At 63.3% G+C, this 22,147-nt stretch carries 21 protein-coding genes and 1 pseudogene; 9 read left to right on the top strand and 13 right to left on the bottom strand.

Annotation, left to right across the window (positions count from 1 at the left end):
* The first annotated feature begins 11 nt into the window (after window positions 1-11).
* From BGRAMDRAFT_RS14875 to BGRAMDRAFT_RS14845, 7 genes are all read left to right on the top strand, one after another.
* Window positions 12-1,964, top strand: coding sequence for an ABC transporter permease (locus tag BGRAMDRAFT_RS14875; RefSeq protein WP_006049593.1), 1,953 nt, complete (start codon window positions 12-14; stop codon window positions 1,962-1,964).
* Window positions 1,961-2,770 carry an ABC transporter ATP-binding protein gene (locus BGRAMDRAFT_RS14870; protein ID WP_006049592.1) on the top strand — a complete coding sequence of 270 codons (810 nt, stop codon included), beginning with the start codon at window positions 1,961-1,963 and terminating at the stop codon, window positions 2,768-2,770. Before BGRAMDRAFT_RS14875 ends, BGRAMDRAFT_RS14870 begins: the two co-directional genes overlap by 4 nt.
* Window positions 2,767-3,480, top strand: a complete 714-nt coding sequence (locus BGRAMDRAFT_RS14865; protein WP_006049591.1) for an ABC transporter ATP-binding protein — start codon at window positions 2,767-2,769, stop codon at window positions 3,478-3,480. Before BGRAMDRAFT_RS14870 ends, BGRAMDRAFT_RS14865 begins: the two co-directional genes overlap by 4 nt.
* A 29-nt stretch (window positions 3,481-3,509) precedes the next feature.
* On the top strand, window positions 3,510-4,709 hold the full coding sequence (locus BGRAMDRAFT_RS14860; protein ID WP_006049590.1) for an amidohydrolase family protein: 1,200 nt from the start codon (window positions 3,510-3,512) through the stop codon (window positions 4,707-4,709).
* Between the two features lie 31 nt (window positions 4,710-4,740).
* Window positions 4,741-5,259, top strand: coding sequence for a (2Fe-2S)-binding protein (locus BGRAMDRAFT_RS14855; RefSeq protein ID WP_006049589.1), 519 nt, complete (start codon window positions 4,741-4,743; stop codon window positions 5,257-5,259).
* A complete protein-coding gene (locus tag BGRAMDRAFT_RS14850; RefSeq protein WP_006049588.1) occupies window positions 5,256-8,900 on the top strand; it encodes a molybdopterin cofactor-binding domain-containing protein in 3,645 nt (1,214 codons plus the stop codon). The genes BGRAMDRAFT_RS14855 and BGRAMDRAFT_RS14850 overlap by 4 nt, the downstream gene beginning before the upstream one ends.
* 146 nt (window positions 8,901-9,046) lie before the next feature.
* Entirely contained in the window at window positions 9,047-10,255 is a 1,209-nt protein-coding gene (locus tag BGRAMDRAFT_RS14845; RefSeq protein WP_006049587.1) for an ABC transporter substrate-binding protein, read from the top strand.
* A 38-nt stretch (window positions 10,256-10,293) separates the two neighbouring features.
* Here BGRAMDRAFT_RS14845 and BGRAMDRAFT_RS14840 read toward each other — a convergent pair whose 3' ends face one another.
* On the bottom strand, window positions 10,294-10,545 hold the full coding sequence (locus tag BGRAMDRAFT_RS14840) for a hypothetical protein (RefSeq protein ID WP_006049586.1): 252 nt from the start codon (window positions 10,543-10,545) through the stop codon (window positions 10,294-10,296).
* Window positions 10,546-10,696: 151 nt separating this feature from the next.
* On the opposite strand from BGRAMDRAFT_RS14840, the gene BGRAMDRAFT_RS14835 reads away from it, so the two are divergent.
* On the top strand, window positions 10,697-11,227 hold the full coding sequence (locus BGRAMDRAFT_RS14835) for a DUF6496 domain-containing protein (protein WP_006049585.1): 531 nt from the start codon (window positions 10,697-10,699) through the stop codon (window positions 11,225-11,227).
* Window positions 11,228-11,270: 43 nt separating this feature from the next.
* Here the strand turns inward: BGRAMDRAFT_RS14835 and aptA are convergent, their stop codons facing one another.
* A complete protein-coding gene (gene aptA, locus BGRAMDRAFT_RS14830) occupies window positions 11,271-12,599 on the bottom strand; it encodes an omega-aminotransferase AptA (RefSeq protein WP_006049584.1) in 1,329 nt (442 codons plus the stop codon).
* 258 nt (window positions 12,600-12,857) lie between these two features.
* Between aptA and BGRAMDRAFT_RS14825 the strand changes: the two genes are divergently transcribed.
* Entirely contained in the window at window positions 12,858-14,273 is a 1,416-nt protein-coding gene (locus BGRAMDRAFT_RS14825; protein WP_006049583.1) for an aminotransferase-like domain-containing protein, read from the top strand.
* A gap of 31 nt (window positions 14,274-14,304) precedes the next feature.
* Here the strand turns inward: BGRAMDRAFT_RS14825 and BGRAMDRAFT_RS14820 are convergent, their stop codons facing one another.
* The 11 genes and pseudogenes from BGRAMDRAFT_RS14820 to BGRAMDRAFT_RS14770 form a co-directional block, all read right to left on the bottom strand.
* Window positions 14,305-14,931, bottom strand: a complete 627-nt coding sequence (locus BGRAMDRAFT_RS14820) for a LysE family translocator (RefSeq protein WP_006049582.1) — start codon at window positions 14,929-14,931, stop codon at window positions 14,305-14,307.
* Window positions 14,932-15,052: 121 nt separating this feature from the next.
* A complete protein-coding gene (locus BGRAMDRAFT_RS14815; protein ID WP_006049581.1) occupies window positions 15,053-15,532 on the bottom strand; it encodes a DUF3788 domain-containing protein in 480 nt (159 codons plus the stop codon).
* A gap of 54 nt (window positions 15,533-15,586) precedes the next feature.
* A complete protein-coding gene (locus BGRAMDRAFT_RS14810) occupies window positions 15,587-16,093 on the bottom strand; it encodes a YkgB family protein (RefSeq protein WP_006049580.1) in 507 nt (168 codons plus the stop codon).
* 170 nt (window positions 16,094-16,263) lie between these two features.
* The gene (locus BGRAMDRAFT_RS14805; RefSeq protein ID WP_006049579.1) at window positions 16,264-16,713 is read right to left on the bottom strand and encodes a GNAT family N-acetyltransferase; all 450 of its coding nucleotides are present in this window, start codon (window positions 16,711-16,713) and stop codon (window positions 16,264-16,266) included.
* Window positions 16,714-16,756: 43 nt separating this feature from the next.
* A complete protein-coding gene (locus tag BGRAMDRAFT_RS14800; protein WP_006049578.1) occupies window positions 16,757-17,227 on the bottom strand; it encodes a pyridoxamine 5'-phosphate oxidase family protein in 471 nt (156 codons plus the stop codon).
* 71 nt (window positions 17,228-17,298) lie between these two features.
* Window positions 17,299-17,994, bottom strand: coding sequence for a glutathione S-transferase N-terminal domain-containing protein (locus tag BGRAMDRAFT_RS14795; RefSeq protein ID WP_006049577.1), 696 nt, complete (start codon window positions 17,992-17,994; stop codon window positions 17,299-17,301).
* Between the two features lie 95 nt (window positions 17,995-18,089).
* The gene (locus BGRAMDRAFT_RS14790; protein WP_006049576.1) at window positions 18,090-18,635 is read right to left on the bottom strand and encodes a carboxymuconolactone decarboxylase family protein; all 546 of its coding nucleotides are present in this window, start codon (window positions 18,633-18,635) and stop codon (window positions 18,090-18,092) included.
* 139 nt (window positions 18,636-18,774) lie between these two features.
* Window positions 18,775-19,393: pseudogene (locus tag BGRAMDRAFT_RS14785) on the bottom strand (nitroreductase family protein).
* A gap of 102 nt (window positions 19,394-19,495) precedes the next feature.
* Window positions 19,496-20,260 carry an alpha/beta hydrolase family protein gene (locus BGRAMDRAFT_RS14780; protein ID WP_006049574.1) on the bottom strand — a complete coding sequence of 255 codons (765 nt, stop codon included), beginning with the start codon at window positions 20,258-20,260 and terminating at the stop codon, window positions 19,496-19,498.
* A gap of 170 nt (window positions 20,261-20,430) precedes the next feature.
* Window positions 20,431-21,387, bottom strand: a complete 957-nt coding sequence (locus tag BGRAMDRAFT_RS14775; RefSeq protein ID WP_006049573.1) for an AraC family transcriptional regulator — start codon at window positions 21,385-21,387, stop codon at window positions 20,431-20,433.
* A 36-nt stretch (window positions 21,388-21,423) separates the two neighbouring features.
* Window positions 21,424-22,134 carry an SDR family NAD(P)-dependent oxidoreductase gene (locus tag BGRAMDRAFT_RS14770; protein ID WP_006049572.1) on the bottom strand — a complete coding sequence of 237 codons (711 nt, stop codon included), beginning with the start codon at window positions 22,132-22,134 and terminating at the stop codon, window positions 21,424-21,426.
* Window positions 22,135-22,147 lie beyond the last annotated feature (13 nt).

The raw sequence follows: 22,147 nt of genomic DNA, 5'->3' as shown, positions 1-22,147 counted from the left end.
CGAGGGTCTCGATGCTTTCGAATTTGCTGGTACAACTGGTCAACGGACTCGCCGATGCGTCGACGCTCTTTCTCGTCGCCGCCGGTTTGTCGTTGATCTTCGGCGTGACGCGCATCGTCAATTTCGCGCACGGCTCGTTCTATATGTTCGGCATCTACATCGCGTACAGCATCGCGAGCCGCTTCGGACATACGGCGGGCGGCTTCTGGCTGTCGGTGCTGGCCGCGGCGCTCGTCGTCGCCACGCTCGGCGCGCTGGTCGAGGTCATCGTGTTGCGGCGTATTTATCAGGCACCCGAACTATTTCATCTGCTTGCCACGTTCGCGCTCGTATTGATCTTTCGCGATGCCGCGTTGTGGCTATGGGGCCCGGAAGATCTGTTCGGGCCGCGCGCGCCGCATCTCGCGGGCGCGGTGAATTTCCTCGGCCATCCGCTGCCGACCTACGACATCGCGTTGATCGTGATCGGCCCGGTCGTGTTGCTGCTGCTCTGGTATGCGCTGACGCGCACGCGTTGGGGCACGCTCGTGCGCGCGGCGACGCAGGACCGCGAGATGCTCGGCGCGCTCGGCATCAATCAGGCGTGGCTGTTTACCGGCGTGTTTTTCGTCGGCGCGTTTCTCGCGGGTCTGGGCGGCGCGCTGCAAGGGCCGCGCATGTCGGCGAATCTCTCTCTCGATCTCGAGTCGATCGGCAATGCGTTTGTGGTCGTCGTGGTCGGCGGCATGGGTTCGATTCCGGGCGCATTCGTGGCCGCGCTGATCATCGCGGAGATCAAGGCGCTGTGCATCGGCATTGGACATGTGACGATTTTCGGCGTCGGCCTGTCGTTGAGCCGCTTTACGCTGGTCGCGGAATTCGTCGTGATGGCGGTCGTGCTGGTCGTGCGGCCCTGGGGTTTGCTCGGCCGCGCGAGTGCCGCGGTGCGCGGCATGGCGGCGCCCGAAGCGCCGCTGCGTCCCGCGGGCAAGCGCGTCAAATGGCTGGCTGCGATCATGCTGCTGGTTCTGCTGCTCGCGCCGCTCTTGGCCAACGCATTCCCGTATATGCCGGTGCTGCTGGTGGAAATTCTGATCGCTGTTCTGTTTGCAACGAGCCTGCATTTCATCATGGGACCGGGCGGCATGCATTCGTTCGGCCACGCCGCGTATTTCGGGCTCGGCGCGTATGGCGCGGCGCTCTTTCTCAAAGTACTCAATCTGCCGATGGAAGCCGCGTTGCTGCTCGCGCCGCTTCTCGCAGTCGGCGGCGCGCTCGTGTTCGGCTGGTTCTGCGTGCGTTTGTCCGGCGTCTATCTCGCGATGCTGACGCTCGCGTTCGCGCAGATCGTCTGGTCGGTCGTTTTCCAATGGGACGATGTGACGGGCGGCAGCAACGGCATTCTCGGCTTGTGGCCGGCCGACTGGCTTTCGTCGCCGGTGGCGTTTTACTACGTGACGCTCGTGTGCGCGGTGATCGGCGTGTGGCTGTTGCGGCGCATGCTGTTTTCGCCGCTCGGTTACGCGATGCGCGCGTCGCGCGATTCGGTGTTGCGCGCGGAGGCCATCGGCATCGACGTGAAGCGCGTGCAGTGGGCGGCGTTCGTGATCGCGTCGCTGTTCTGCGGACTCGCGGGGTCGTTGTATGCGTTCTCGAAAGGCACGATTTCGCCGGAGGTGATCAGCGTGAGCCGTTCCGTCGACGGTCTCGTGATGGTGCTGCTCGGCGGCTTGCAGACGCTCACCGGCCCCATCGTGGGCGCGGCCGTGTTCACGTGGCTGCAGGACACCGTCGCGCGGCAGACCGACTATTGGCAGGCGCTGCTGGGCTTCGCGATTTTGCTGCTCGTGATCGCGTTTCCGCAAGGCATCGTTGGCTTTATTCTCGATCGTTTCGGTGACGACATCAACGACAATGCGAACGACCCGGCCGGCAAAACCACCGCACCCACTTCGCAGCGCGCGGCGATCAAGGAGGGGCTATGAGCTTGCTGCAAGTGTCCGGCCTCTCGAAGTCGTTCGGTGGACTGAAGGCCGTCGACAACGTGTCGTTCACGCTCGAAGCCGGCCAGCTTCTCGCGCTGCTCGGCCCGAACGGCGCGGGTAAATCGACGTGCTTCAACATGGTCAACGGACAGTTGCCGCCTTCGTCGGGGTCGATCCGTTTCGGCGAACACGAACTCGTCGGCATGCGTCCGCGCGACATCTGGCGGCTCGGCGTCGGCCGCACCTTCCAGATCGCCGCGACCTTCAATTCGATGACCGTACTCGAAAACGTGCAGATGGCCCTCGTTTCGCGCGAACGCAAAACCTTCAGCCTGTGGAAACCCGCGGGCACGCGCTACGCCGATGAAGCGTTCGCACTACTCGAGCAAGTCGGCATGGCCGCCGACGCGAAGCGCGCCTGCGGCGTGCTTGCATATGGCGACGTCAAGCGCGTCGAACTCGCGATTGCGCTCGCGAACCGCCCGAAGCTGCTGCTGATGGACGAACCCACTGCGGGCATGGCGCCGAAGGAGCGTAACGAATTGATGGCGCTGACGCGGCGGCTCGTTACCGAGCAGAAGATCGGCGTGCTGTTCACCGAGCACAGCATGGACGTCGTGTTTGCCTACGCCGACCGCATGATCGTACTCGCGCGCGGCAAGCTGATTGCCGAAGGCGACGGCGAGACGATCCGCAACGATCCGCGCGTGCAGGAAGTGTATTTCGGCACCGGCAAGACGTTTCAGCCGCACGCGGCGCTGCATGACACGGCAGGCGGCCACACCGGCGAAGGAGTCTTGCAATGAGCGAGCCGATGCTGAAAGTCGCGGGCCTCAACGCGTTTTATGGCCGCGCACATATTCTGTTCGACGTCGGCCTCGAAGTGGGACGCGGTGAAGTGGTTGCGTTGATGGGCCGCAACGGCGCGGGTAAATCGACCACGATGAAAGCGGTCATGGGTTTGCTGCCGCGCCGCCAGGGCGAGGTGACGTTTCGCGGACAGAACATCGCCGCGCTGCCGCCGTACAAGATCGCGCGCATGGGCATGGGCTTCGTTCCCGAAGACCGGCGCGTGTTCGCCGATCTGACGGTGATGGAGAACCTCGACGCGGGCCGTCAGCCGCCGCGCGAAGGCGCGCCGCAATGGACGCCGGAAAAGCTGTTCCGCCTGTTTCCGAATCTCGGCGAAATGCCCAGGCGTCCCGGCGGCCAGATGAGCGGCGGCGAGCAGCAGATGCTGACGGTATCGCGCACGCTGATGGGCAACCCGTACCTCGTATTGCTCGATGAACCGTCGGAAGGCGTCGCGCCCGTGATCGTCGAACAGATGGCCAACATGATCCTCGAACTGAAGCGCGAGGGGCTGTCCATTCTGTTGTCGGAGCAGAACCTGCACTTCGCCGAGATGGTCAGCGACCGCGCTTATGTCCTTGAAAAAGGGCAAATCCGCTTTAGCGGCAGCATCGGCGAACTGGCGAAGAACGAAACCGTGAGGCGCGCTTATCTGAGCGTGTAATCGAACCGTCGTTGCAAAAGGAGAGGCAGATGGCAGCAGAGACGTTGACAGGATTGTCCGGCAAGGTCGCGGTGACGAACATCGGCCTGCTGTTATCCGGCGACATCGATCAGCCGATTCTCGACGCCGATACGCTCGTGATCGATGACGGCCTGATCGTCGCGATCGGCAAGGAAGCGGACTGCGACCTGGAAGGCGCGCGTACTACCGTCGATTGCAAGGGCACGACGGTAGCACCTGGCCTGATCGACTCGCATGTGCATCCGGTATTCGGCGACTGGACGCCGCGTCAGAATCAGCTCGGCTGGATCGAATCGAATCTGAACGGCGGCGTGACGACGATGATCTCCGCCGGCGAAGTGCATTTACCTGGCCGTCCGAAAGATGTGCTCGGCGTGAAGGCGCTTGCGATCACCGCGCAGCGTTCGTTCGAAGGCATGCGTGCGGCGGGCGTCGGCGGTGGCGTCAAGGTGATGGCGGGCGCGCCGGTGATCGAAAAAGGCATGGTCGAAGAGGACTTCAAGGAGCTCTCCGAAGCCGGCGTGAAGCTGCTCGGCGAAGTCGGTCTCGGCAGCGTGAAGGCCGGCGAGGAAGCCGCGCAAATGGTCGCGTGGGCGCGCAAGTACGGCATTCAGAGCACGATTCATACGGGTGGTCCGTCGATTCCGGGCTCGGGGCTGATCGACCGCGACGTGGTGCTTGCAGCCGACGCGGACGTGATCGGCCACGTCAACGGCGGGCATACGTCGCTGTCTTACCGCCATGTTTGCGACTTGTGCGAGCAGTCGAGCCGCGCGCTCGAAATCGTTCATAACGGCAACGAACGCATTGCATTGCTGACGGCGCGCCATGCGATCGAACTGAAATGCCCGCACCGGATCATTCTCGGCACCGACAGCCCGGCCGGCTCGGGCGTGCAGCCGCTCGGCATCTTGCGCATGATCGCGCTGATTTCGAGCCTCGCCGACGTGCCTGCGGAAATCGCGTTCTGCTTCGCGACGGGCAACACGGCGCGGCAACGCAACTTGCGTCAGGGGCTCATCGAAGTGGGCCGTCCCGCCGACCTTGTCTTCATGGACCGCGCGCAGCATACGGCCGCGGACACGCTGCTCGAAAGCGTGCAACTCGGCGATATTCCAGGCGTGGGCATGGTGATGATCGACGGCTTGATCCGTTGCCGGCGCAGCCGCAATACGCCGCCCGCGACCGAAGTGCCGGTGGTGCTATGAATGCGCGTCTTAGAGCGCGGTCGGCGCGCTCATGAACGGGGCGGCGCCGCTCGCGCTGAAGGTCAACGGCGCGACGCATGTCGTCTGCGCCAGCGCGGACACGCCTTTGCTTTACCTGCTGCGCAACGACCTCGCGCTCAATGGTCCGAAATTCGGCTGCGGCCTGGGCGAGTGCGGCGCGTGCACGGTGCTGCTCGACGGCATGCCGACGCGCGCCTGCGTGACCACGGCGAAGGTGGCGCTGGGGCACGAGATCACCACGCTCGAAGGGCTCGGCACGCGTGCCGCACTGCATCCGGTGCAGCAGGCGTTTATCGACGAACAGGCGGCGCAATGCGGCTATTGTCTGAGCGGCATGATCATGACGACAAAGGCGCTGCTCGAGCGCGATCCGCATCCGAGCGTCGAGACGATTTGCCGCGAGTTGTCGCGCAACCTGTGCCGTTGCGGCACGCATGTCGAAATCGTGCGGGCCGTGCAGCGCGCCGCTGAGTTGCTCGCCACGCAGAAGCCTGTTCAAGAGACCGCTGATAAAGAGGCGCGCGCATGACGGGACCGGACTTCAGCGTCGATCGACGCGCGGCGTCGCCGTCGCGCAAACAGCTTTACGACGCGCAGAGCGTGCTCATCGTCATGCGGCCGCCGCAAGCACCGGTTCAACCGGCGGCCGGTCAGCCGGGCTCGCGGTCGTCGTTCGTGCCCACTGACGCCGACATGTTCCTCGCCGTGCGCGACGACGGCAGCGTGATCGCGTTCAACGGCCACGTCGATCTCGGCACAGGCATCGGCACTGCGCTTGCACAGATCGTCGCGGAAGAACTCGATGTGCCTTTGACACGCGTGTCGATCGTGCTCGGTCATACGAACGAGACGCCGAATCAGGGGCCGACGATTGCCAGCGCCACGCTTCAGATAACGGCCGTGCCGTTGCGGCACGCCGCGGCGCAGGCGCGGCAATGGCTGCTTGAGCAGGCGGCGATGCGGCTTGGCGTTAACGTGGAAAAGCTCGATGTGCGCGATGGCATCGTGTTCGAACGCGACGATGCAAATGCAAGTGGGAGTGCAAAGCGCATCGCCTACGGCGAGCTCATCGCGGGGCAACGCATCGAACTCCAGTTGACTACCGACGCGGCGCTCAAAGACCCGGCCGCATACAACATCGTCGGCAAGCGCGCGCCGCGTGTCGATATTCCCGCGAAGGCAACGGGCGAATTGAGCTTCGTCCACGATGTGCGCGTGCCTGGCATGCTGCATGGACGCGTCGTGCGTCCGCCATATGCGGGCATCGCGCAGGGCAACTTCATTGGTAACAGTTTGCTGCGTGTCGATGAAGAGTCGATCCGCGACATGGCCGGCATCGTCAAGGTCGTGGTGATACGCGACTTCGTCGGCATCGTGGCGGAGCGCGAGGAAATCGCGCAGCAGGCCGCGAAGCGGCTCGACGTGCAATGGAAAACCACCGAAGCCTTGCCGCCGCTCGACACCAGCGAGGAAGTCGAAGCCGCATTGCGCGCGAATCCTGCGAAGCGGCGCGAGCTTTTAATCGACGGCGATGTCGACGCCGTGCTTTCACGCGACCCCACTCGCACGCTGAATCGCACGTACGTATGGCCGTTTCAGATGCATGCGTCGATTGGACCGTCGTGCGCGGTGGCCGACTATCGCGACGGTGCGCTGAAGGTGTGGTCCGGCACGCAGAATCCGCATTCGCTGCGCGCGGACCTCGCGTTGCTGATGGGCATGAACGAAGCGCACATCGAGATCGTGCGCATGGATGCGGCCGGCTGCTACGGCCGCAATTGCGCAGACGACGTCGCCGCCGACGCCGCCTTGCTCTCGCGTGCGGCCGGCGCGCCGGTGCGCGTGCAACTGTCGCGCGAGGACGAGCATGCGTGGGAGCCGAAGGGCGCCGCGCAATTGATGGACGTGCGCGGCGCGTTGAGCGCCGAGGGCGAGCTCGCGGCTTACGACTTCGCGACGCGTTATCCATCGAACGATGCGCCGACGTTGGCGTTGTTACTGACCGGCACGCTGTCCGGCGAGCCGCAGGTGTTCGAGATGGGCGACCGTACGGCGGTGCCGCCGTATGACTACGAGGCGATGCGCGTCGTCTGCGACGACACGCCGCCTATTGTTCGCGCGTCGTGGCTGCGCGGCGTGTCGGCGTTGCCGAACACTTTCGCGCACGAGTCGTTCATCGACGAACTCGCGGTGGAAGCGGGCGCCGATCCGGTCGAGTTTCGGCTGAAGCACTTGCGCGACCCGCGCGCGGCCGATCTCGTGAAAGCGGTGGCCGAGCGCGCGGGCTGGCAGCCGCGCGTGCGCGAAGCCACTGACGCTAACACTGAGGCTCACGAACAAAGCGACCAAGGCGACATCGCACGAGGCCGCGGTATCGCCTACGCCCGCTACGTGCACAGCAAATTCCCCGGCTTCGGCGCCGCGTGGTGCGCGTGGGTCGCCGACGTCGAAGTCAATCGCCGAAGCGGCGAACTCGCAGTGACGCGCGTCGTGGTCGGCCAGGACAACGGCACCACGATCAACCCGGACGGCGTGCGTCACCAGATTCACGGCAACGTGATCCAGGCGACGAGCCGCGCGCTGAAAGAACGCGTGACGTTCGGCGGCAACGCGGTGACGAGCCAGGAGTGGGGCGCGTATCCGATTCTCACGTTTCGCGAAGTGCCGGTGATCGACGTCGTGATGATGCCGCGTCACGGCGAGCCGCCGATGGGCGCGGGCGAATCCGCGTCGCTGCCCGGCGCGGCGGCGATTGCCAACGCGTTGTACGACGCGACCGGCGTGCGTTTTCGCAGGCCGCCGTTCACGCCCGAAACGATTCGCGCGGCGCTCGCCGATGCACAAGCCGAGAAGGCCGCCGCGCGCAGGAAAAAGCGCTGGCGGCTCGGTTTTCTAGGGGCGTTCGCGGCTGGCGCGGCGGGCTGGCTCGGCGCGTTGTCGCTGGCGCCGTCCGCTCTCGCGCCGATCACGCCGCCGCTCGCGAGCGCCTTCGCGCCCGAGCTAATCGCGCGCGGCAAGGTGCTCGCGTCGCTTGGCAATTGCGCGGTCTGCCACACCGCGAAGAACGGCGTGCCGAACGCGGGCGGCAAGCCGCTCGAGACGCCTTTCGGCACCGTCTACAGCACGAACATCACGCCGGATGCGCAGACGGGCATCGGCGCATGGTCGCTCGAAGCGTTTGTCCGCGCGATGCGTGAAGGCATCAGCCGCGACGGGCATCGGCTCTATCCGGCGTTCCCGTACACGTCCTTCAAAAATACTTCCGACGACGACCTCAACGCGCTCTACGCGTATCTGATGTCGCAAACGCCTGTGCGTTTTCGTCCGCCGGAAACGAAGCTGCCGTTTCCGTTCAGCGCGCGTCCGTTGATGGCGGCATGGAACGGCCTCTTCCTCGGACGCAATACGTTCACCGCCAGCGCGACGCAAAGCGCGCAATGGAATCGCGGCGCGTATCTCGTCAACGGGCTCGGGCATTGCAGCGCGTGTCACACGCCGCGCAATGCGTTCGGCGCCGAAAAAAGCGGCGCGGCCTTCATCGGCGGCGGGAGCGCGGAAGGCTGGGAAGCGCCCGCATTATCGTCGTTATCGAACGCGCCGGTGCCGTGGACCGAGGACGAGCTGTTCCGCTATTTGCGCTTCGGCCATGCGCCGCTGCACGGCGTCGCGGCGGGACCGATGGCGCCCGTCGTCGCCGATCTCGCGGCGCTGCCCGACAGCGATATTCGCGCGATGGCGACGTATCTCGCGTCGCTCGCGCCAGTGGAACCGAACGTCGATGTCGCGGCGATGGCGCGGCAATACGAAGCGGCGAGCACGATCAACGGCGCGCCGTCCAGCGTCGGTGCGCGGCTCTTCGACGGCGCTTGCGCCGCGTGTCATCACACGGGCAGCGGGCCGCAATTGTTCGGCGCGCATCCGTCGCTTGCGCTCAACACGAACCTGCATGGCGCGACGCCCGATAACTTGATCCGCGTGATTCTCGACGGCATCGGCTCGCCTGCGCGGCCCGAACTCGGTACGATGCCGGCTTATCGCGACAGTTTCAACGACGCCCAGGTCGCCGAGCTGGTGTCGTATCTGCGGCAGCAATTCGCGGGCGGCAAGCCTGCCTGGCAGAATGTGGCGGCAAGCGTCGCGAGGATTCGCGCGACGGCGAGCGCGGAGTGAGGGCAAGAACGAACGCAACAGTAAGCGCAAGAACGAACGCACGAGCCACCGCCCGCCCGGCCGCTTGAACACCGCCGCAACGCCTGATAGAACAGCCTGTTAGAAGACCAACGCATTCCCGCAATCCCATTGATACGGAGAAACGCATGACCACGCGCGCACGATGGATCTCTCGCCTGACGCTATCGACGGTTGTTTCATTCGCCGCCTTCGGCGCGAACGCCCAGCAGACCATCAAGATCGGGGAAATCAACAGCTATAAGGCGCAGCCGGCCTTTCTCGGGCCTTACAAGAACGGCTGGAATCTCGCGCTGGAACAGATCAACGGCGCGGGCGGCGTGCTCGGCAAAAAGCTCGAAGTCGTTTCGCGCGACGACAACGGCAACCCTGGCGACACCATTCGCGTCGCGCAGGAGCTGATCGCTCGTGAACAGGTGCAGTTGCTGTTCGGTGGTTTCCTGTCGAACACCGGCCTCGCGCTCACCGATTTCGCGAAGCAGAAAAAGATCTTCTTCCTCGCCGCCGAACCGTTGACCGACAAGATCGTCTGGGCCGACGGCAACAAATACACGTACCGTCTGCGTCCTTCCACGTATATGCAGGTCGCGATGCTCGTGCCCGAAGCGGCCAAGCTGAAGAAAAAGCGCTGGGCGCTTGTCTATCCGAACTATGAGTATGGGCAGTCGGCGGTCGCGACGTTCAAGAAGCTCCTCACCGCCGCGCAGCCCGACGTGCAGTTCGTGGCCGAACAGGCCACGCCGCTCGGCAACGTGGATGCGGGCGCGGTCACGCAGGCTCTCGCCGATGCGAAGCCCGACGCGATCTTCAACGTGCTGTTCGGCGCCGACCTCGGCAAGTTCGTGCGCGAGGGCAATACGCGTGGGCTCTTCAAGGACCGCACGGTGGTGTCGCTGCTGACGGGCGAGCCGGATTATCTCGATCCGCTGGGCGCCGAAGCGCCGGCCGGCTGGATCGTGACAGGCTACCCGTGGTATTCGATCGATACAGCGGCGAACAGGAAGTTTGTCGACGCCTATCAGGCGAAGTATCACGACTACCCGCGGCTCGGCTCGGTGGTCGGCTATTCGGCGCTGATGTCGATCGCTGCGGGCATCAAAAAGGCCGGTTCCGCGGATACCGACAAGCTCGCGGCCGCGTTCAAGGGTCTCGCCGTCGACACGCCGTTCGGGCCGATCACCTATCGTGCGCAGGACAATCAGTCGACGATGGGCGCTTACGTCGGCGTGACCGGTTTGAAGGACGGCAAGGGCGTGATGACGTCGTATCGCTACATCGACGGCGCGAGCGTGCAGCCGTCGGATGCCGACGTGAAGAAGCTGCGGCCCGGCGAGTAAGCAGGCGTCGACGTCGGCCTCGGCCTCGGCCTCGGCGGCTATTCCTCCGCGTCGTGCTCCGCCACGAAGCGCCGCAAGTAAGCCAGCACCGCCGCTTCGACCGCGCGATGGTCGGCGGTGCTCTTCGAGCCCGCGTTCTCCTCGTCGCCGAACAGCGACGAAGGCGCGTCGTGCACGTCGATTTCCTGCCCTTCGCGGAAGATGCGAATTTCGTGGACGTCTTCCGCGTATTCCGCGATCCAGTGAACGCCTTCGATATGCGCGCCTGCGCGCACGGTGGGGATCTTCATCAGTGTCTCCCATTCGGACCGGTCCAGTGCGCCGACCCTTGACCACACCATACGCCGTCCCCGTGAACGGCGCGAGTCCTGGCGAAGTGTCTCAGCGCTGCGGCACAGCCATTGCTTCACTGCATGGGCCACAGTCAACCGGAGAACTGTCATGCCCGAGAAGAAAACCCTCAAGCGTGCGGAAGCCGACAAACGCGCCGGCAAGTCGGCGAGCACGCAAGCTGGAGAGTTCGTCAAGGAACAGGTGGACAAGGTGCGCGCCGGCAAGCACGGCGTGCGCTCGCCGAAACAGGCGATTGCGATCGGATTGTCGGAGGCGCGTCGCGCGGGCGTCGATCTAAAGGCGCCGAAGAAGGGCAGCACGAGCGAGGCGACCCGCAAGAAGGCGGAGAAGGACAGCGCCGCGGGACACAAGAAGGGCGCCGCGAAAAAGACCGCCAGCAAGGAGTCGACGGCGAAGCGCTCGCGCACCACGACCAATGTGCTGAAGCGCGAAAGCAAGGCCGGCGCATCGCACTCGGCGATGTCGAAGCAGGCGAAGTCGGCGGCGGCCAAGCGGCCGGCCGCGAGCCGCTCGGCGGCGGCGAAGAAGGCTGCTGCGACGAAAGGCGCAGCCGGACGTTCAGCCGCGGCGAAGAAGGCGGCGCAGACACGCGCTGCGCGCGCGCATCAGCATCACTGACGGCGGACGGCGCGCGACCTGCGCGCCGTTGTTCGCTGTCGCCTTACTGCACCGTGGCCAGCACGTCGCCGACCGTCTTGAAGAGATGCGCGATCTGCTCTTCGTTGATGATGAGCGGCGGCGAAAACGCCAGGATGTCCCCCGTAAAGCGCACCAGCACGCCCGCCTCGAAGCATTTGACGAACGCCTCGTAAGCGCGCGCGCCCGGTGCGCCGTCGCGCGATTCGAGTTCGATGCCGGCGATCATCCCAAGGTTGCGGATGTCCTTCACATGCTTCGCGCCGCGCAGCGAGTGAACGGCGGCTTCGAACGTCGGCGCGAGCGACGCGGCGCGCTCGAACAGGCCTTCGCTGCGATACAGGTCGAGCGTCGCGATGGCGGCGGCGACCGCGGCCGGGTGCGCCGAATACGTGTAGCCGTGGAACAGCTCGATCGCGCCTTGTGCGCCGCCGTTGACGATCGTGTCGTGCACCGTGCGGCTCGCCGCGACTGCGCCCATCGGAATCGACGCGTTGTTGATCGCCTTCGCCATCGTGATCAGGTCGGGCGTCACGCCGAAATATTCGCTGGCCGTGGCCTTGCCGACGCGGCCGAAGCCCGTGATCACTTCGTCGAAAATCAGCAGGATGCCGTGCTTCGTGCAGATGTCGCGCAGCTTCTGCAGGTAGCCTTGCGGCGGAATCAGCACGCCCGTCGAGCCGGCGACCGGTTCGACGATCACCGCGGCAATCGTCGACGCATCGTGCAGCGCGACGATGCGTTCGAGTTCGTCCGCGAGATGCGCGCCCCACGCCGGCTGACCCTTCGAGAACGCGTTCTGCTCGAGATTGTGCGTGTGCGGCAGATGATCGACGGCCGGCAGCAATGCGCCGGAAAACGTCTTGCGGTTCGGCGCGATGCCGCCGACCGAAATGCCGCCGAAGCCCACGCCGTGATAACCGCGCTCGCGGCCGATCAGGCGCGTGCGCTGCGCTTCGCCGCGCGAGCGGTGATAGGCGAGCGCGATTTTCAGCGCGGTGTCGACGGATTCGGAACCCGAGTTCGTGAAGAAGATGCGGTCGAGCCCTTCGGGCATTAACTCGGCGACCCGCGTGGCCGCTTCGAACGCGAGCGGATGGCCCATCTGGAACGTCGGCGCGAAGTCCAGCGTGGAAAGCTGCTTCGTGATCGCGGCGACGATCTCGTCGCGGCTGTGGCCCGCATTCACGCACCATAGGCCCGCGCAGCCGTCGAGCACTTCGCGGCCGTCCGTGCTGCGGTAGTACATGCCTTTCGCCGATTCCAGCAGGCGCGGCGCGGCCTTGAACTGGCGATTGGCGGTGAACGGCATCCAGAAAGACGACAGATCGTCGATGACGGGGCGCGAAGTCATGGGTTTCTCCTCGAAGTGGTTTCCCAAGAGGGACTTCCTTTGGGCGTCCCCCAAGAATAGTTGCTTCGGGGCGTCTGCCAAGGGGACTTCCTTTGGGCGTAGCCAAAACTGTAGCGTTCGCGGTTTAATGGCGGCATAAACAGTTGACGCGGTGTCGCGCTAACTGTGTTGGTGGATCGGCGGTAACTGTGCCGACGCGATCCGCTTCGGGCCGTGCGTCGCGGCCGGCTTTTTCGTTCCGAGTCCACACTTCCGACCATGATCGAATTGAATCTCGAGCGCGACCGGCGCGCCGCTCCCACGCTCGTCGACCAGGTCGTGCAAGGCTTCGCGCAAGCCATCGAGGCGCAGTCGCTGCGCGCGGGCGCACTGCTGCCGTCGGTGCGGCAACTTGCGCAGACGCATGAGTTGAGCACCTTCACGGTGACGGAGGCGTACAACCGTCTGGTGTCGATGGGGCTCGTGGTCGCGCGGCGCGGCTCCGGTTATCGCGTGGCGGCGCGCTCGCCTGCGCCGCGAGCGGCCGTGACCGACTGGCAGCCGCCGAGCCTCACCGCGACCTGGCTTCTGTCCGACGTATTCGCCGACCATTCGGTGCCGATCAAGGCCGGCGGCGGCTGGCTGCCGAATGAATGGATCAACGAGACCGGTTTGCAGCATGCGTTGCGCGCGATGAGCCGGGTGCCTGCCGCGCGGTTCGGCGATTACGGCCATCCCTACGGCTTCGCGCCGTTGCGCGAGCGCATCGCCGAGCAGCTCGACCGGCGCGGTCTGCCCGTCGACGTGTCCAACGTGCTGCTCACGCAGGGCGCGACGCAAGGGCTCGATCTGATCGTGCGCACGTTGCTGCGCGCGGGCGACGCGGTGATCGTCGAAGATCCCGGCTATTGCAACCTGCTGCAGATTCTCAAGCTCGCCGGACTCGTCGTGCATGGCGTGCCGCGCACACCCGCGGGCGTCGATACCGAGGTGCTCGAAGCGCTCGTCGGGGAGCACAAGCCGAAGGCCATTTTCGTCAACACGACGCTGCAGAATCCGACCGGCGCGACCTTCGGCATGTCGGCGGCGTTCCGCCTGCTGCAGATCGCCGAGCGTCAGCGCATGTGGGTGATCGAGGACGACGTGAGCCGCGAACTGGCGCCGTCCGGCGCGCCGCTTTTTGCCGCGATGGAAGGCTTGCAGCGCGTGCTGTATGTCGGCGGTTTTTCGAAGACGGTGACGCCGGGGCTGCGCTGCGGCTACGTGGTCGCGGAGCGCGCGGTGCTGCGCGAACTGGCGCGCACGAAGATGGCGGTGGGCTTGACTTCGTCGGAGGCAATCGAGCGGATTGTCGATAAGGTTCTGCTCGAGGGCCGCTACGCGCGTCACGTGGAAGCGGTCAACGAGCGGCTCAAGCTCGCGCATGCGACCGTCGAAGAGCGGCTCGACTCGCTTGGGCTCGAAGTGTTTCATCGGCCGCGAGCGGGGTTGTTTCTGTGGGCTCGCCTGCCGATTGATCCTGCGTCTGCCGGCGACGTCGCGACGGCCGCGCTCCAGCACGGCATCTGGCTTGCGCCCGGCTCATACTTCCGGCCGGACGACGCGCCGAGCGCATGGTTTCGCTTCAACGCCCCTTATTCGACCGACGATGCGTTGTGGCGCTTCATCGAGCGAGTAGGACGCGGGGCGGTTTAGATGCGCATCGCCTGGCGCGTCTCTCGCTCGCTTACGAGGTGGCTGCGTCCAGCAGCTTCAGCGCGATCGGATACAGCGAAAGCACCAGCAGCAGCGCCATCGTGATGTTAAAAGCGCGCAGACGCCTCGCGTCGGACAACACGCGCCGCATCGCGGTGCCAAACCCGGCCCACAGGCAGATGCACGGAAAGCCGATCACATAGAACACCGCCGCCATTGCCACTGCGTTCATGCTGTAGCTCTCGCTCAGATGGATGGTCGTGGCCGCAGTCAGCACCATCATCCACGCCTTCGGATTGACCCACTGAAACGCGATGGCTTCATAGAACTTCATGGGCCGGCGCTCGCCCTGCCTGACCTTCAGTTCGCCCGACGTGCCGATTTTCCACGCGAGATAAAGCAGGTAGGCGACGCTCGCCACTTCGAGCACTGTGTACAGCACCGGGAAATGCACGAAGGCTTCGCCGAGTCCGACGCCGACCGACAGCATCAATAGCACGACGCCGGCGCTGATACCTGAAATGTGCGGCAAGGTGCGGCGAAAACCGAAGTTGACGCCCGACGCGAGCAACATCGTGTTGTTCGGGCCAGGCGTGATGCTGGTGACGAGCGCGAACAGGATGCCGGCGGGCAGCGCGCTGAGCGTGAGGTAGGACATGGCGGGCTCCGGAACGAGGCTAGAAGATTTTGACCATTCTAGCCAGCGTTGCCGGTACAGTACCGGTACGGATTGTGGGATGATATCCGGTACAGAGAACGTGGCTTCCGCGACGTACGATTCAATCGCGTGAAAGCGTAGGGCGCTTCATACGCATCAGCTCGGTCACCTCATGCCGATCATCCGCGGATGAAATCGGGACAGTCAGCCATTTGCCGTCGGGGTAGGCGCGGGCTTCATCGTAGAGCTTCACCAACTGTGGGCTCCAGAAGTAACGCCGCGCCTCGAACTTCTCCCGTTCAGCTCGCCCCAGGACCACCAGAACCGACAACAGCCTGTATGCGGGCAACAGCGTGCAGAGCGCCTTGGTCTTTCTGTAGCGCAGTGACCAACCGCGCTTCTTGCCGCCATATAGCCAGTCTGGCGCAAAAACACCGGGATACGATGCGTCGATCCAGCTCCGCAGTTCGACCCAATGCTCGAAAGCCTCCGGCCCCATCCAGTCGCGGATAGTGCGCTCGTCGGGCTGCGAAGATTTGTCGGCGATTCTGTCGCCGATCTCAGTGGACTCGTTCACGTTTGCTTTCCTCTTCATCTGCATGGGTGGAATGCTTCGCGCGGTACCGTTAATCGCGGTATCGAAAGTTCATCCAGGTCACGGCTTCTGAGCGTTAGCCCACGAGGCCTGAATGGACGCCACTAGGAGTGAAAGCGATGCAGCCAGTAGAACGACATCTTTGAGAAGGAACTGGCCAGGCAAGGCTGAAATTGCAGGAAACCCACCCGCCGTCGCTTCGGCTACGCCTGGCGTGCTCAGGAAGAAAGTCAGCGTGATGAAGTAGGTCGCGGCCGACATGGCTGCACCCAATGCAGAGAAAACGGGCACGAAGGCTCCGATAGTCAGCGCTGCCGCAGTCGACAGTTCGAGTACGCCGATAACGTCGCTTGCCCCTTGAATTCCGAACAGGGAATGCAACCAGCTCATGATCGGGCTGTGCATAATGAACGGAGCGATGCCGTTGGCTTCGTAGGCGGTGAATTTCATTGCACCGAACCAAAGAAAGACGATGACAAGCGCCCATCTGAGTAGAGCCAGACTAGAGAGCGATCCTGCGCTTTTCTCGGCGATTTGAAGACGGAGCTGATCTGTGGGAATAGACATTTTGGGTTTCCAATTCAGGTTGTGGGTCGGTCATCAGGAGCCTTCACTTTAGGCTTGCCCGATGCGGGTTTCGAGACTGCAATTGCTCAATAAAATGCTCAAAAGGATCAAAGAAGGCGTGGTTGCTTGATGTGTCGAAGGAGTTCTGACGAGATCTCGCGCGGGAATTTTCAGGTGAGCAGTTTCCGGTACTGGACGAAGCCCGAGCGATGTCCGACGCTTTCATAAAGCCGCATGGCGGCAGAGTTCGTTCGGTGTGTCAGCCAGTGCACACGCGCCGCCCCGCGACGTTTCGCGTCCGCATAAACATGCTCGATCAGCGCGCGGCCGATGCCGCCGCCACGCACATCGGCTGCGACAAACAGGTCCTGCAGATAGCAGTAGTTGGCGGTTGTCCAGGTGGATCGATGGTAGATGGAATGCACCAGGCCGAACGCGTGTTCGCCCATCATGGCAAGCGCCGCATGCATCGGCTCCAACGGGTCCACGAAGCGTGCCCATGTTTCGAGCGTCACCGACTCGGGGATATTCACTTCGTAGAATCGCTGATAGCCTTTCCACAGAGGAAGCCAAATATCAAAGTCGTTCTTTTCAATGGCTTTGATCTCAACCGATAGCATAGATTTTCTCCTGGCTTGCGCGAGTACTTCTCACGCTATTCGCCTATTCGCCGATGCGTTTAACACCGTACTTTTGATAGTAAGTGTTCCTGATTTCATCCTGAGTTCGAGCAGGCTCCGCGAATACATGCGCCGGCGACAGCAGCGGAGAGATCGAAAGCGTTTCGATCCTGACGACGTGATCGACGGGGTACTCGGGGCCGTTCGTCGAGCGGACCCAGTCCGCGATCATCGAGTACTCGTCATCGCCTGGCGGCAGGATCGACGCATGACCTTTGAATCGATAACCGCGCCTCTCGAAGATGTCGATTACGTTGATCTCGACGGCGGGCTTGCGTTTCAGGTTTCGTATCGTCGCGGGCGAGGCGATATCGGCGAAGTAGAGAACACCGTTCCTGACTGTCAACGATGCCTTCGGCGAAAGATTCGGCGTTCCATCGTCGTTGACCGTCGCGACGAATGACAATATCGCCCGCTTGATGATCGCCTCTGCGTCGGCGTTGATTTCGATCACGGAGATCCTCGCTTGAAAAGAATGTGAGCGGCTTTATGCTTCGCTATACAGAACGTTTCGACAGCCTCGCTTCAGGCCGCGGTCACTGCCAACCCGCGCTGCACCGCCGGGCGCGCGAGACCGCGCTCGAACCAGCGCTCGACATGCGAGAAGCGGTCGAAGCCGACAAGCTCACGCGCTTCATAAAAGCCGATCAGGTTGCGTACCCAGCCGAGCAGTGAAATATCGGCGATGCTGTACTCAGCGCCCATTACCCAGTCGCGGCCCGCGAGCCGTTGGTCGAGAACACCGAGCAGCCGCGCTGATTCCGCGACGTAGCGATCGCGCGGGCGCTTGTCCTCATACGCTTTGCCGGCGAATTTGTTGAAGAAGCCAACCTGGCCGAACATCGGCCCGACACCGCCCATCTGCCACATCAGCCACTGGATCGTTTCGTAGCGAGTAACGGGATCGGTGGAAAGGAGTTGCCCGGTCTTCTCGGCGAGATAGATCAGGATCGCTCCCGATTCGAACAATGCAAGCGGCCGTCCACCGGGACCGTCGGGATCGAAGATCGCCGGAATCTTGCCGTTCGGATTGAGGGCGAGAAAAGCCGGGTCATGGTGCTCGTTTGCCATGATGTCGATGCGGTGCGCCTCATACGCAAGACCCGTTTCCTCAAGCATGATCCCGACCTTCACGCCGTTGGGCGTCGGTAACGAAAAGAGCTGGAGCCGATCAGGGTGCCGCGCCGGCCAGCGCGTGAAAATTGGATGATCGAGTGTCATGCTTGTTCTCCTGGGTAAGCCAGCGGGGCGGAGCCGGGGTATGGCCGGCTCTTCCGCCTCGTTTCCCAATTCCCTCGCAGACGAGGGAATAAAGTTCAGATCGAGCCGGCCGGCGTAACCGGGGGAAAGTCCTTCTCGGGATCGAACACGTTATTGAAAAAGTTCGTCAGCGAGTACATGGCCACCAGCGCGACGATCTCCATTACGTTTGCATCCGTGTAGCCGGCATCGCGGACGGCTTTCAGATCGGCGTCGCTGACTTGCCCGCGGGTCTCGATGACCTTGCGCGCAAACTGAACCGCGGCGTCGCGCTTCGGGTCGGCAGCATGTCCTTTGCGCGCGAGAATGATTTCATCGGCCGGCAGCTTCGCCATATGCTCGGCGGTAAAGCTGTGCACCGTCAGGCAGTAGTTGCAGCCGTTCACCTCGGAGACAACGAGACCGATGCTGTCACGCGTCTTCACGTCGAGTGCTTTGCTCAGCGAACCGAGCAGCGTGGCCCATGCGTTGAACGCGATCGGGCTTTGCGCGAAGCTCGACATCATGTTCGGCGTGAAGCCGATATTTTTGGTGAACGCGTCGAGCGTCGGCTTCGAATCGGCCGGTACCTGTTCTGGCGTTAAAGTAGTAGTCCTTGCCATCGTAGTCATCCTTAATTACTGGTTTTGCAGATTGAGAATGGTCATTGGGAGACCATCCGTTGATTTGCTTCGCGCCCATGTTGCGGGTCGAAGCGGCTTTGCCCTTCAAGCAGGCGACACCTTGTGCCTGTCTTTCACTTCATACCAGGTCCAGCACTTCGGCCACGGGACGGCGCGGCTTCTGCGCCCAGTTTCCGGCTCGCTCCACGCCTACGGACAACAGCAGAACCGGTACTTCGTCCGCGGCCAGTCCGAAACTCGCGGTGTACGCCTTCGTCATCGAAACCGATCATCGGCGTAGAACCGAGGCCCATCGAGCGGGCCGCATAGATCATCGCCGCCGCGCCGAAAGTGGCGGTGCGCACGGCCTCGTCACGACGGCGCTGCGGGTACGCCATATACAGATTGCGTGCGGGGATTTCCCACTCCGGCACCATGGTTGCAGGCATGACGCCCGCTTCCACCAGCGGTGCAAGACGCTCCGGAATCACGCTGGTTTCGACCAACTGGCCGCAGACGATGAAAGTGACCGCTGCATCTTTGACCGCGGGCTGGTTCCACGCAATCGGGCTCAGTCGCGCCTTGGCTTCGGGCGTGCGTACGGCGATAAAGCGCCAGTTCTGCAAGTGGAACGATGTCGGCGCACTCGTGCCGATCCGCACGAGCTCGTGGATCTGTTCATCGCTCAAGGTCGCGGCCGGGTCGTAGTACTTGGCCGCGCTGCGGCTCAGAATGCATTCGATGACGGGGTTGGTCATGTTGATTTCGGTTTTCATAAGGATTCCTGTGTGTAGGAGGGTAGGTTCAGGCGTACGAGTGCCCGCGCTCCACCCGGAGCGCAAAAGCACATGTCATTCAAATCAGGAAATCAGATACCGGCTCGCCCAGGTCGAGATCATTGCGGCGGCATAGTCGGCGTCGGCTCGGCGCGTCAGCAGGTGGTCGGCGTTGTCCAGCGAAATAAAGCTCTTGGGGTGCTTCGCAGCCGCAAAAATACGCGCGGCGTTCTCGATGCCCACTGTCGAATCCAGTGGCGAATGCAGCACCAGCAATGGAATGCGCAACCCGGCGATTCGCGACTCGAGGTTGTGACACGCCAGGTCGTCGACGAAACTCTTGCGCACGACGAACGGCCTGCCAGCCAGCAATACTTCCGCTTCGCCGTGCGCCTCGATGGTCTCAAGGCTTTGCGGTGCGAACTGATGCAACACATGGCGCGTATCGAATGGAGCAGCCAGCGTGGCCACCGCACGAATGCCCGGCATCTGGCCCGCGGCCATCAGGACGGCTGCGCCGCCGAGGCTATGGCCGACCAGAATCGATGGCGGCTTGCCGTCGCTGGTCATCGCGTTGCCGGCCGCAACCAGGTCGTCCACGTCGGCGGCGAAAGTGGTGTCGGCGAAGCTTCCACCGCTATTACCCAATCCGGCAAAGTCGAAGCGCAGCACGCCAATGCCGTGAGCGGCGAGCGCTCGTGCCACGCGACTGGCGGCGAGGCTGTCCTTGCCGCACGTGAAGCAGTGGGCGAGGATGGCCCAGCCACGCGGCTCGCCGTCCGGCAATTCCAGCCTGCCGGCGAGACGGTAGCCGTGCGGTCCGTCAAATTCGAAGGCTTGTGCGCTCATAAGTCGGTATCTCTCGTATCAGCGTGCGTTGCGTCGATGCTGTGTCAGGCGGTTAGGAGCCTCCACTTTAGGCCTCGTCGATGCGGCTTTCGAGACTGGATTTGCTCAATAAAGTATCCAAAAGGATCAAGTCGACGCGAAGCGATGATTCAGGACCGGCACTGGGACCGCTACTGGCCGTTGCGCGCCAGCCGCCGCCATTGCCCCGGCGTCACGCCCATCCTCTCGGTGAATACACGGCGGAATGACGACACCGATTGATACCCGACCGACTCGGCCACGGCCTCGGTGGTCATCATCGGTTTCTTCAACTCGTTGGCAGCGAGGCTCATCCGGATATCGGTCAACAGATCGACGGCCGAGCACCCGAGCGTGTCCTGAAAGTGCCGCATGAAAGTGGCGCGCGACATGCTGCATAAGTCGGCTAGCTCAGGCAGGTTCCAGGGCCGCGCGGGATCGGCGAACATCGCTGAAATGGCCGGCGCGAGTCGTGGATTGCCGGCCAGTGCCAGCAGGCCTGCAGGGGCTTCTTCCGATTCGCTCGCCTCGCGCAACACGAGCGTGAAGAGCGCCGACGAGAGGGCGTTGACGATCGCGTATCCACCGACTTTGTCACCCGTGGACTCTTCGCGCATCATCCCCACGAAACTCGCCAGGTGGTTCGGAGCGGACCCCACATCCTTTTCGCCGTGACCTTCGAGGGTCCGGACTACGACATTCGTGGGCAGGTAATTGCGGATCAGCCGATCATGAGGTGGCCCGATCAGAAATCGCCCGCACAGCATGTCAAGACGCTCGCCCTGGCCGTCGTTCTCGCTGAACATCAAACCGGCGGAATCACGGCGTTCGCACGTAGGTCGGGGCGCATGTCCGCTGCCGTCGTGCAGTACGTGCGCCGAGCCGTGAGGCAGCAGCACGACATCGCCGGCTACCAGTTCGCGCGCCGTGTCTGTCTCGGGGTCCTCGATAATGGCCCGGCCCTTGAGCACGACGTGATAGGGAACCTCTTGCGCACTGGCCTGCGGCCAGGCCACGCGCCACGGCGCACCATACGCGCAACGGACTTCCAGCCGGCCCGTGATCGTGATCATTTGCAGCAGGTGGCTCAGCCAATCGACTTGAGACATAGGGCTCCGTTAGGCTTCGGCATGGAGAAGAGCGTTTCAGTGGCCCGCGCTTTGTCCGCCATCGACGTGCAGGATCTCTCCAGTAATGAACGGCGCCGAATCGAGAAAGACGACAGCGTCGGCGATATCGCGTGTTTCACCCAGGCGCCCGATGGGGTTGAAAGCTCGCAGCGCTTCGTGGATTTCAGGCGCGTGCATCGGTGTGTCCATGTTTCCGGGCGCGACGGCATTCACGCGGATTCCCTTCTTCGCGTACTCGATTGCCAGCGACTTCGTGGCCGCGTTGATGCCACCCTTCGTCAGCGCCGCGAGGACCGAGTAGACCCCGCTGATTGCAACCTGATCGATGCTGGCCGTGATGCTCACCACATGACCACTCGAATGCTTTTCCATCTCGGCGATTGCTAGCTGCGTGATGTAATAGAAGCCCGCCATGTTCACGTTCATCACGGCCGCATAGTCTTCCGCGGTGTGTTCGGTAAAAGGCTTGCCGATGTAGATGCCGGCGTTGTTCACGAGCGTATCGATCCGCCCGAATCGTGCGACGCCCTCGGCGATGACACGTCGCGCGGTTGCCGGGTCGCCGATGTCGCCGGCTACCGTCAGCAGGTTTGCGTCGTCCGATGGTTCGATCGAACGCGAGGTAGCAACGACGGCACAGTCGAGTTCGCGAAATGCCTGAACGATCGCGGCGCCCATCCCGCGCGAGGCCCCGGTAACGACGACAACCTTTCTCGATGTACTCATACATGTGCTCATA

Source organism: Paraburkholderia graminis C4D1M, from assembly GCF_000172415.1.
Classification (GTDB): domain Bacteria; phylum Pseudomonadota; class Gammaproteobacteria; order Burkholderiales; family Burkholderiaceae; genus Paraburkholderia; species Paraburkholderia graminis.
This window is presented reverse-complemented; position numbering and strand designations above follow the sequence as displayed.

Excerpts from the sequence above, each read along its gene's own strand:
- BGRAMDRAFT_RS14875 (WP_006049593.1), top strand. The coding sequence starts at position 12 with ATGCTTTCGAATTTGCTGGTACAACTGGTCAACGGACTCGCCGATGCG.
- BGRAMDRAFT_RS14870 (WP_006049592.1), top strand. The coding sequence starts at position 1,961 with ATGAGCTTGCTGCAAGTGTCCGGCCTCTCGAAGTCGTTCGGTGGACTG.
- BGRAMDRAFT_RS14865 (WP_006049591.1), top strand. The coding sequence starts at position 2,767 with ATGAGCGAGCCGATGCTGAAAGTCGCGGGCCTCAACGCGTTTTATGGC.
- BGRAMDRAFT_RS14860 (WP_006049590.1), top strand. The coding sequence starts at position 3,510 with ATGGCAGCAGAGACGTTGACAGGATTGTCCGGCAAGGTCGCGGTGACG.
- BGRAMDRAFT_RS14855 (WP_006049589.1), top strand. The coding sequence starts at position 4,741 with ATGAACGGGGCGGCGCCGCTCGCGCTGAAGGTCAACGGCGCGACGCAT.
- BGRAMDRAFT_RS14850 (WP_006049588.1), top strand. The coding sequence starts at position 5,256 with ATGACGGGACCGGACTTCAGCGTCGATCGACGCGCGGCGTCGCCGTCG.
- BGRAMDRAFT_RS14845 (WP_006049587.1), top strand. The coding sequence starts at position 9,047 with ATGACCACGCGCGCACGATGGATCTCTCGCCTGACGCTATCGACGGTT.
- BGRAMDRAFT_RS14840 (WP_006049586.1), bottom strand. The coding sequence starts at position 10,545 with ATGAAGATCCCCACCGTGCGCGCAGGCGCGCATATCGAAGGCGTTCAC.
- BGRAMDRAFT_RS14835 (WP_006049585.1), top strand. The coding sequence starts at position 10,697 with ATGCCCGAGAAGAAAACCCTCAAGCGTGCGGAAGCCGACAAACGCGCC.
- aptA (WP_006049584.1), bottom strand. The coding sequence starts at position 12,599 with ATGACTTCGCGCCCCGTCATCGACGATCTGTCGTCTTTCTGGATGCCG.
- BGRAMDRAFT_RS14825 (WP_006049583.1), top strand. The coding sequence starts at position 12,858 with ATGATCGAATTGAATCTCGAGCGCGACCGGCGCGCCGCTCCCACGCTC.
- BGRAMDRAFT_RS14820 (WP_006049582.1), bottom strand. The coding sequence starts at position 14,931 with ATGTCCTACCTCACGCTCAGCGCGCTGCCCGCCGGCATCCTGTTCGCG.
- BGRAMDRAFT_RS14815 (WP_006049581.1), bottom strand. The coding sequence starts at position 15,532 with ATGCAGATGAAGAGGAAAGCAAACGTGAACGAGTCCACTGAGATCGGC.
- BGRAMDRAFT_RS14810 (WP_006049580.1), bottom strand. The coding sequence starts at position 16,093 with ATGTCTATTCCCACAGATCAGCTCCGTCTTCAAATCGCCGAGAAAAGC.
- BGRAMDRAFT_RS14805 (WP_006049579.1), bottom strand. The coding sequence starts at position 16,713 with ATGCTATCGGTTGAGATCAAAGCCATTGAAAAGAACGACTTTGATATT.
- BGRAMDRAFT_RS14795 (WP_006049577.1), bottom strand. The coding sequence starts at position 17,994 with ATGACACTCGATCATCCAATTTTCACGCGCTGGCCGGCGCGGCACCCT.
- BGRAMDRAFT_RS14790 (WP_006049576.1), bottom strand. The coding sequence starts at position 18,635 with ATGGCAAGGACTACTACTTTAACGCCAGAACAGGTACCGGCCGATTCG.
- BGRAMDRAFT_RS14780 (WP_006049574.1), bottom strand. The coding sequence starts at position 20,260 with ATGAGCGCACAAGCCTTCGAATTTGACGGACCGCACGGCTACCGTCTC.
- BGRAMDRAFT_RS14775 (WP_006049573.1), bottom strand. The coding sequence starts at position 21,387 with ATGTCTCAAGTCGATTGGCTGAGCCACCTGCTGCAAATGATCACGATC.
- BGRAMDRAFT_RS14770 (WP_006049572.1), bottom strand. The coding sequence starts at position 22,134 with ATGAGTACATCGAGAAAGGTTGTCGTCGTTACCGGGGCCTCGCGCGGG.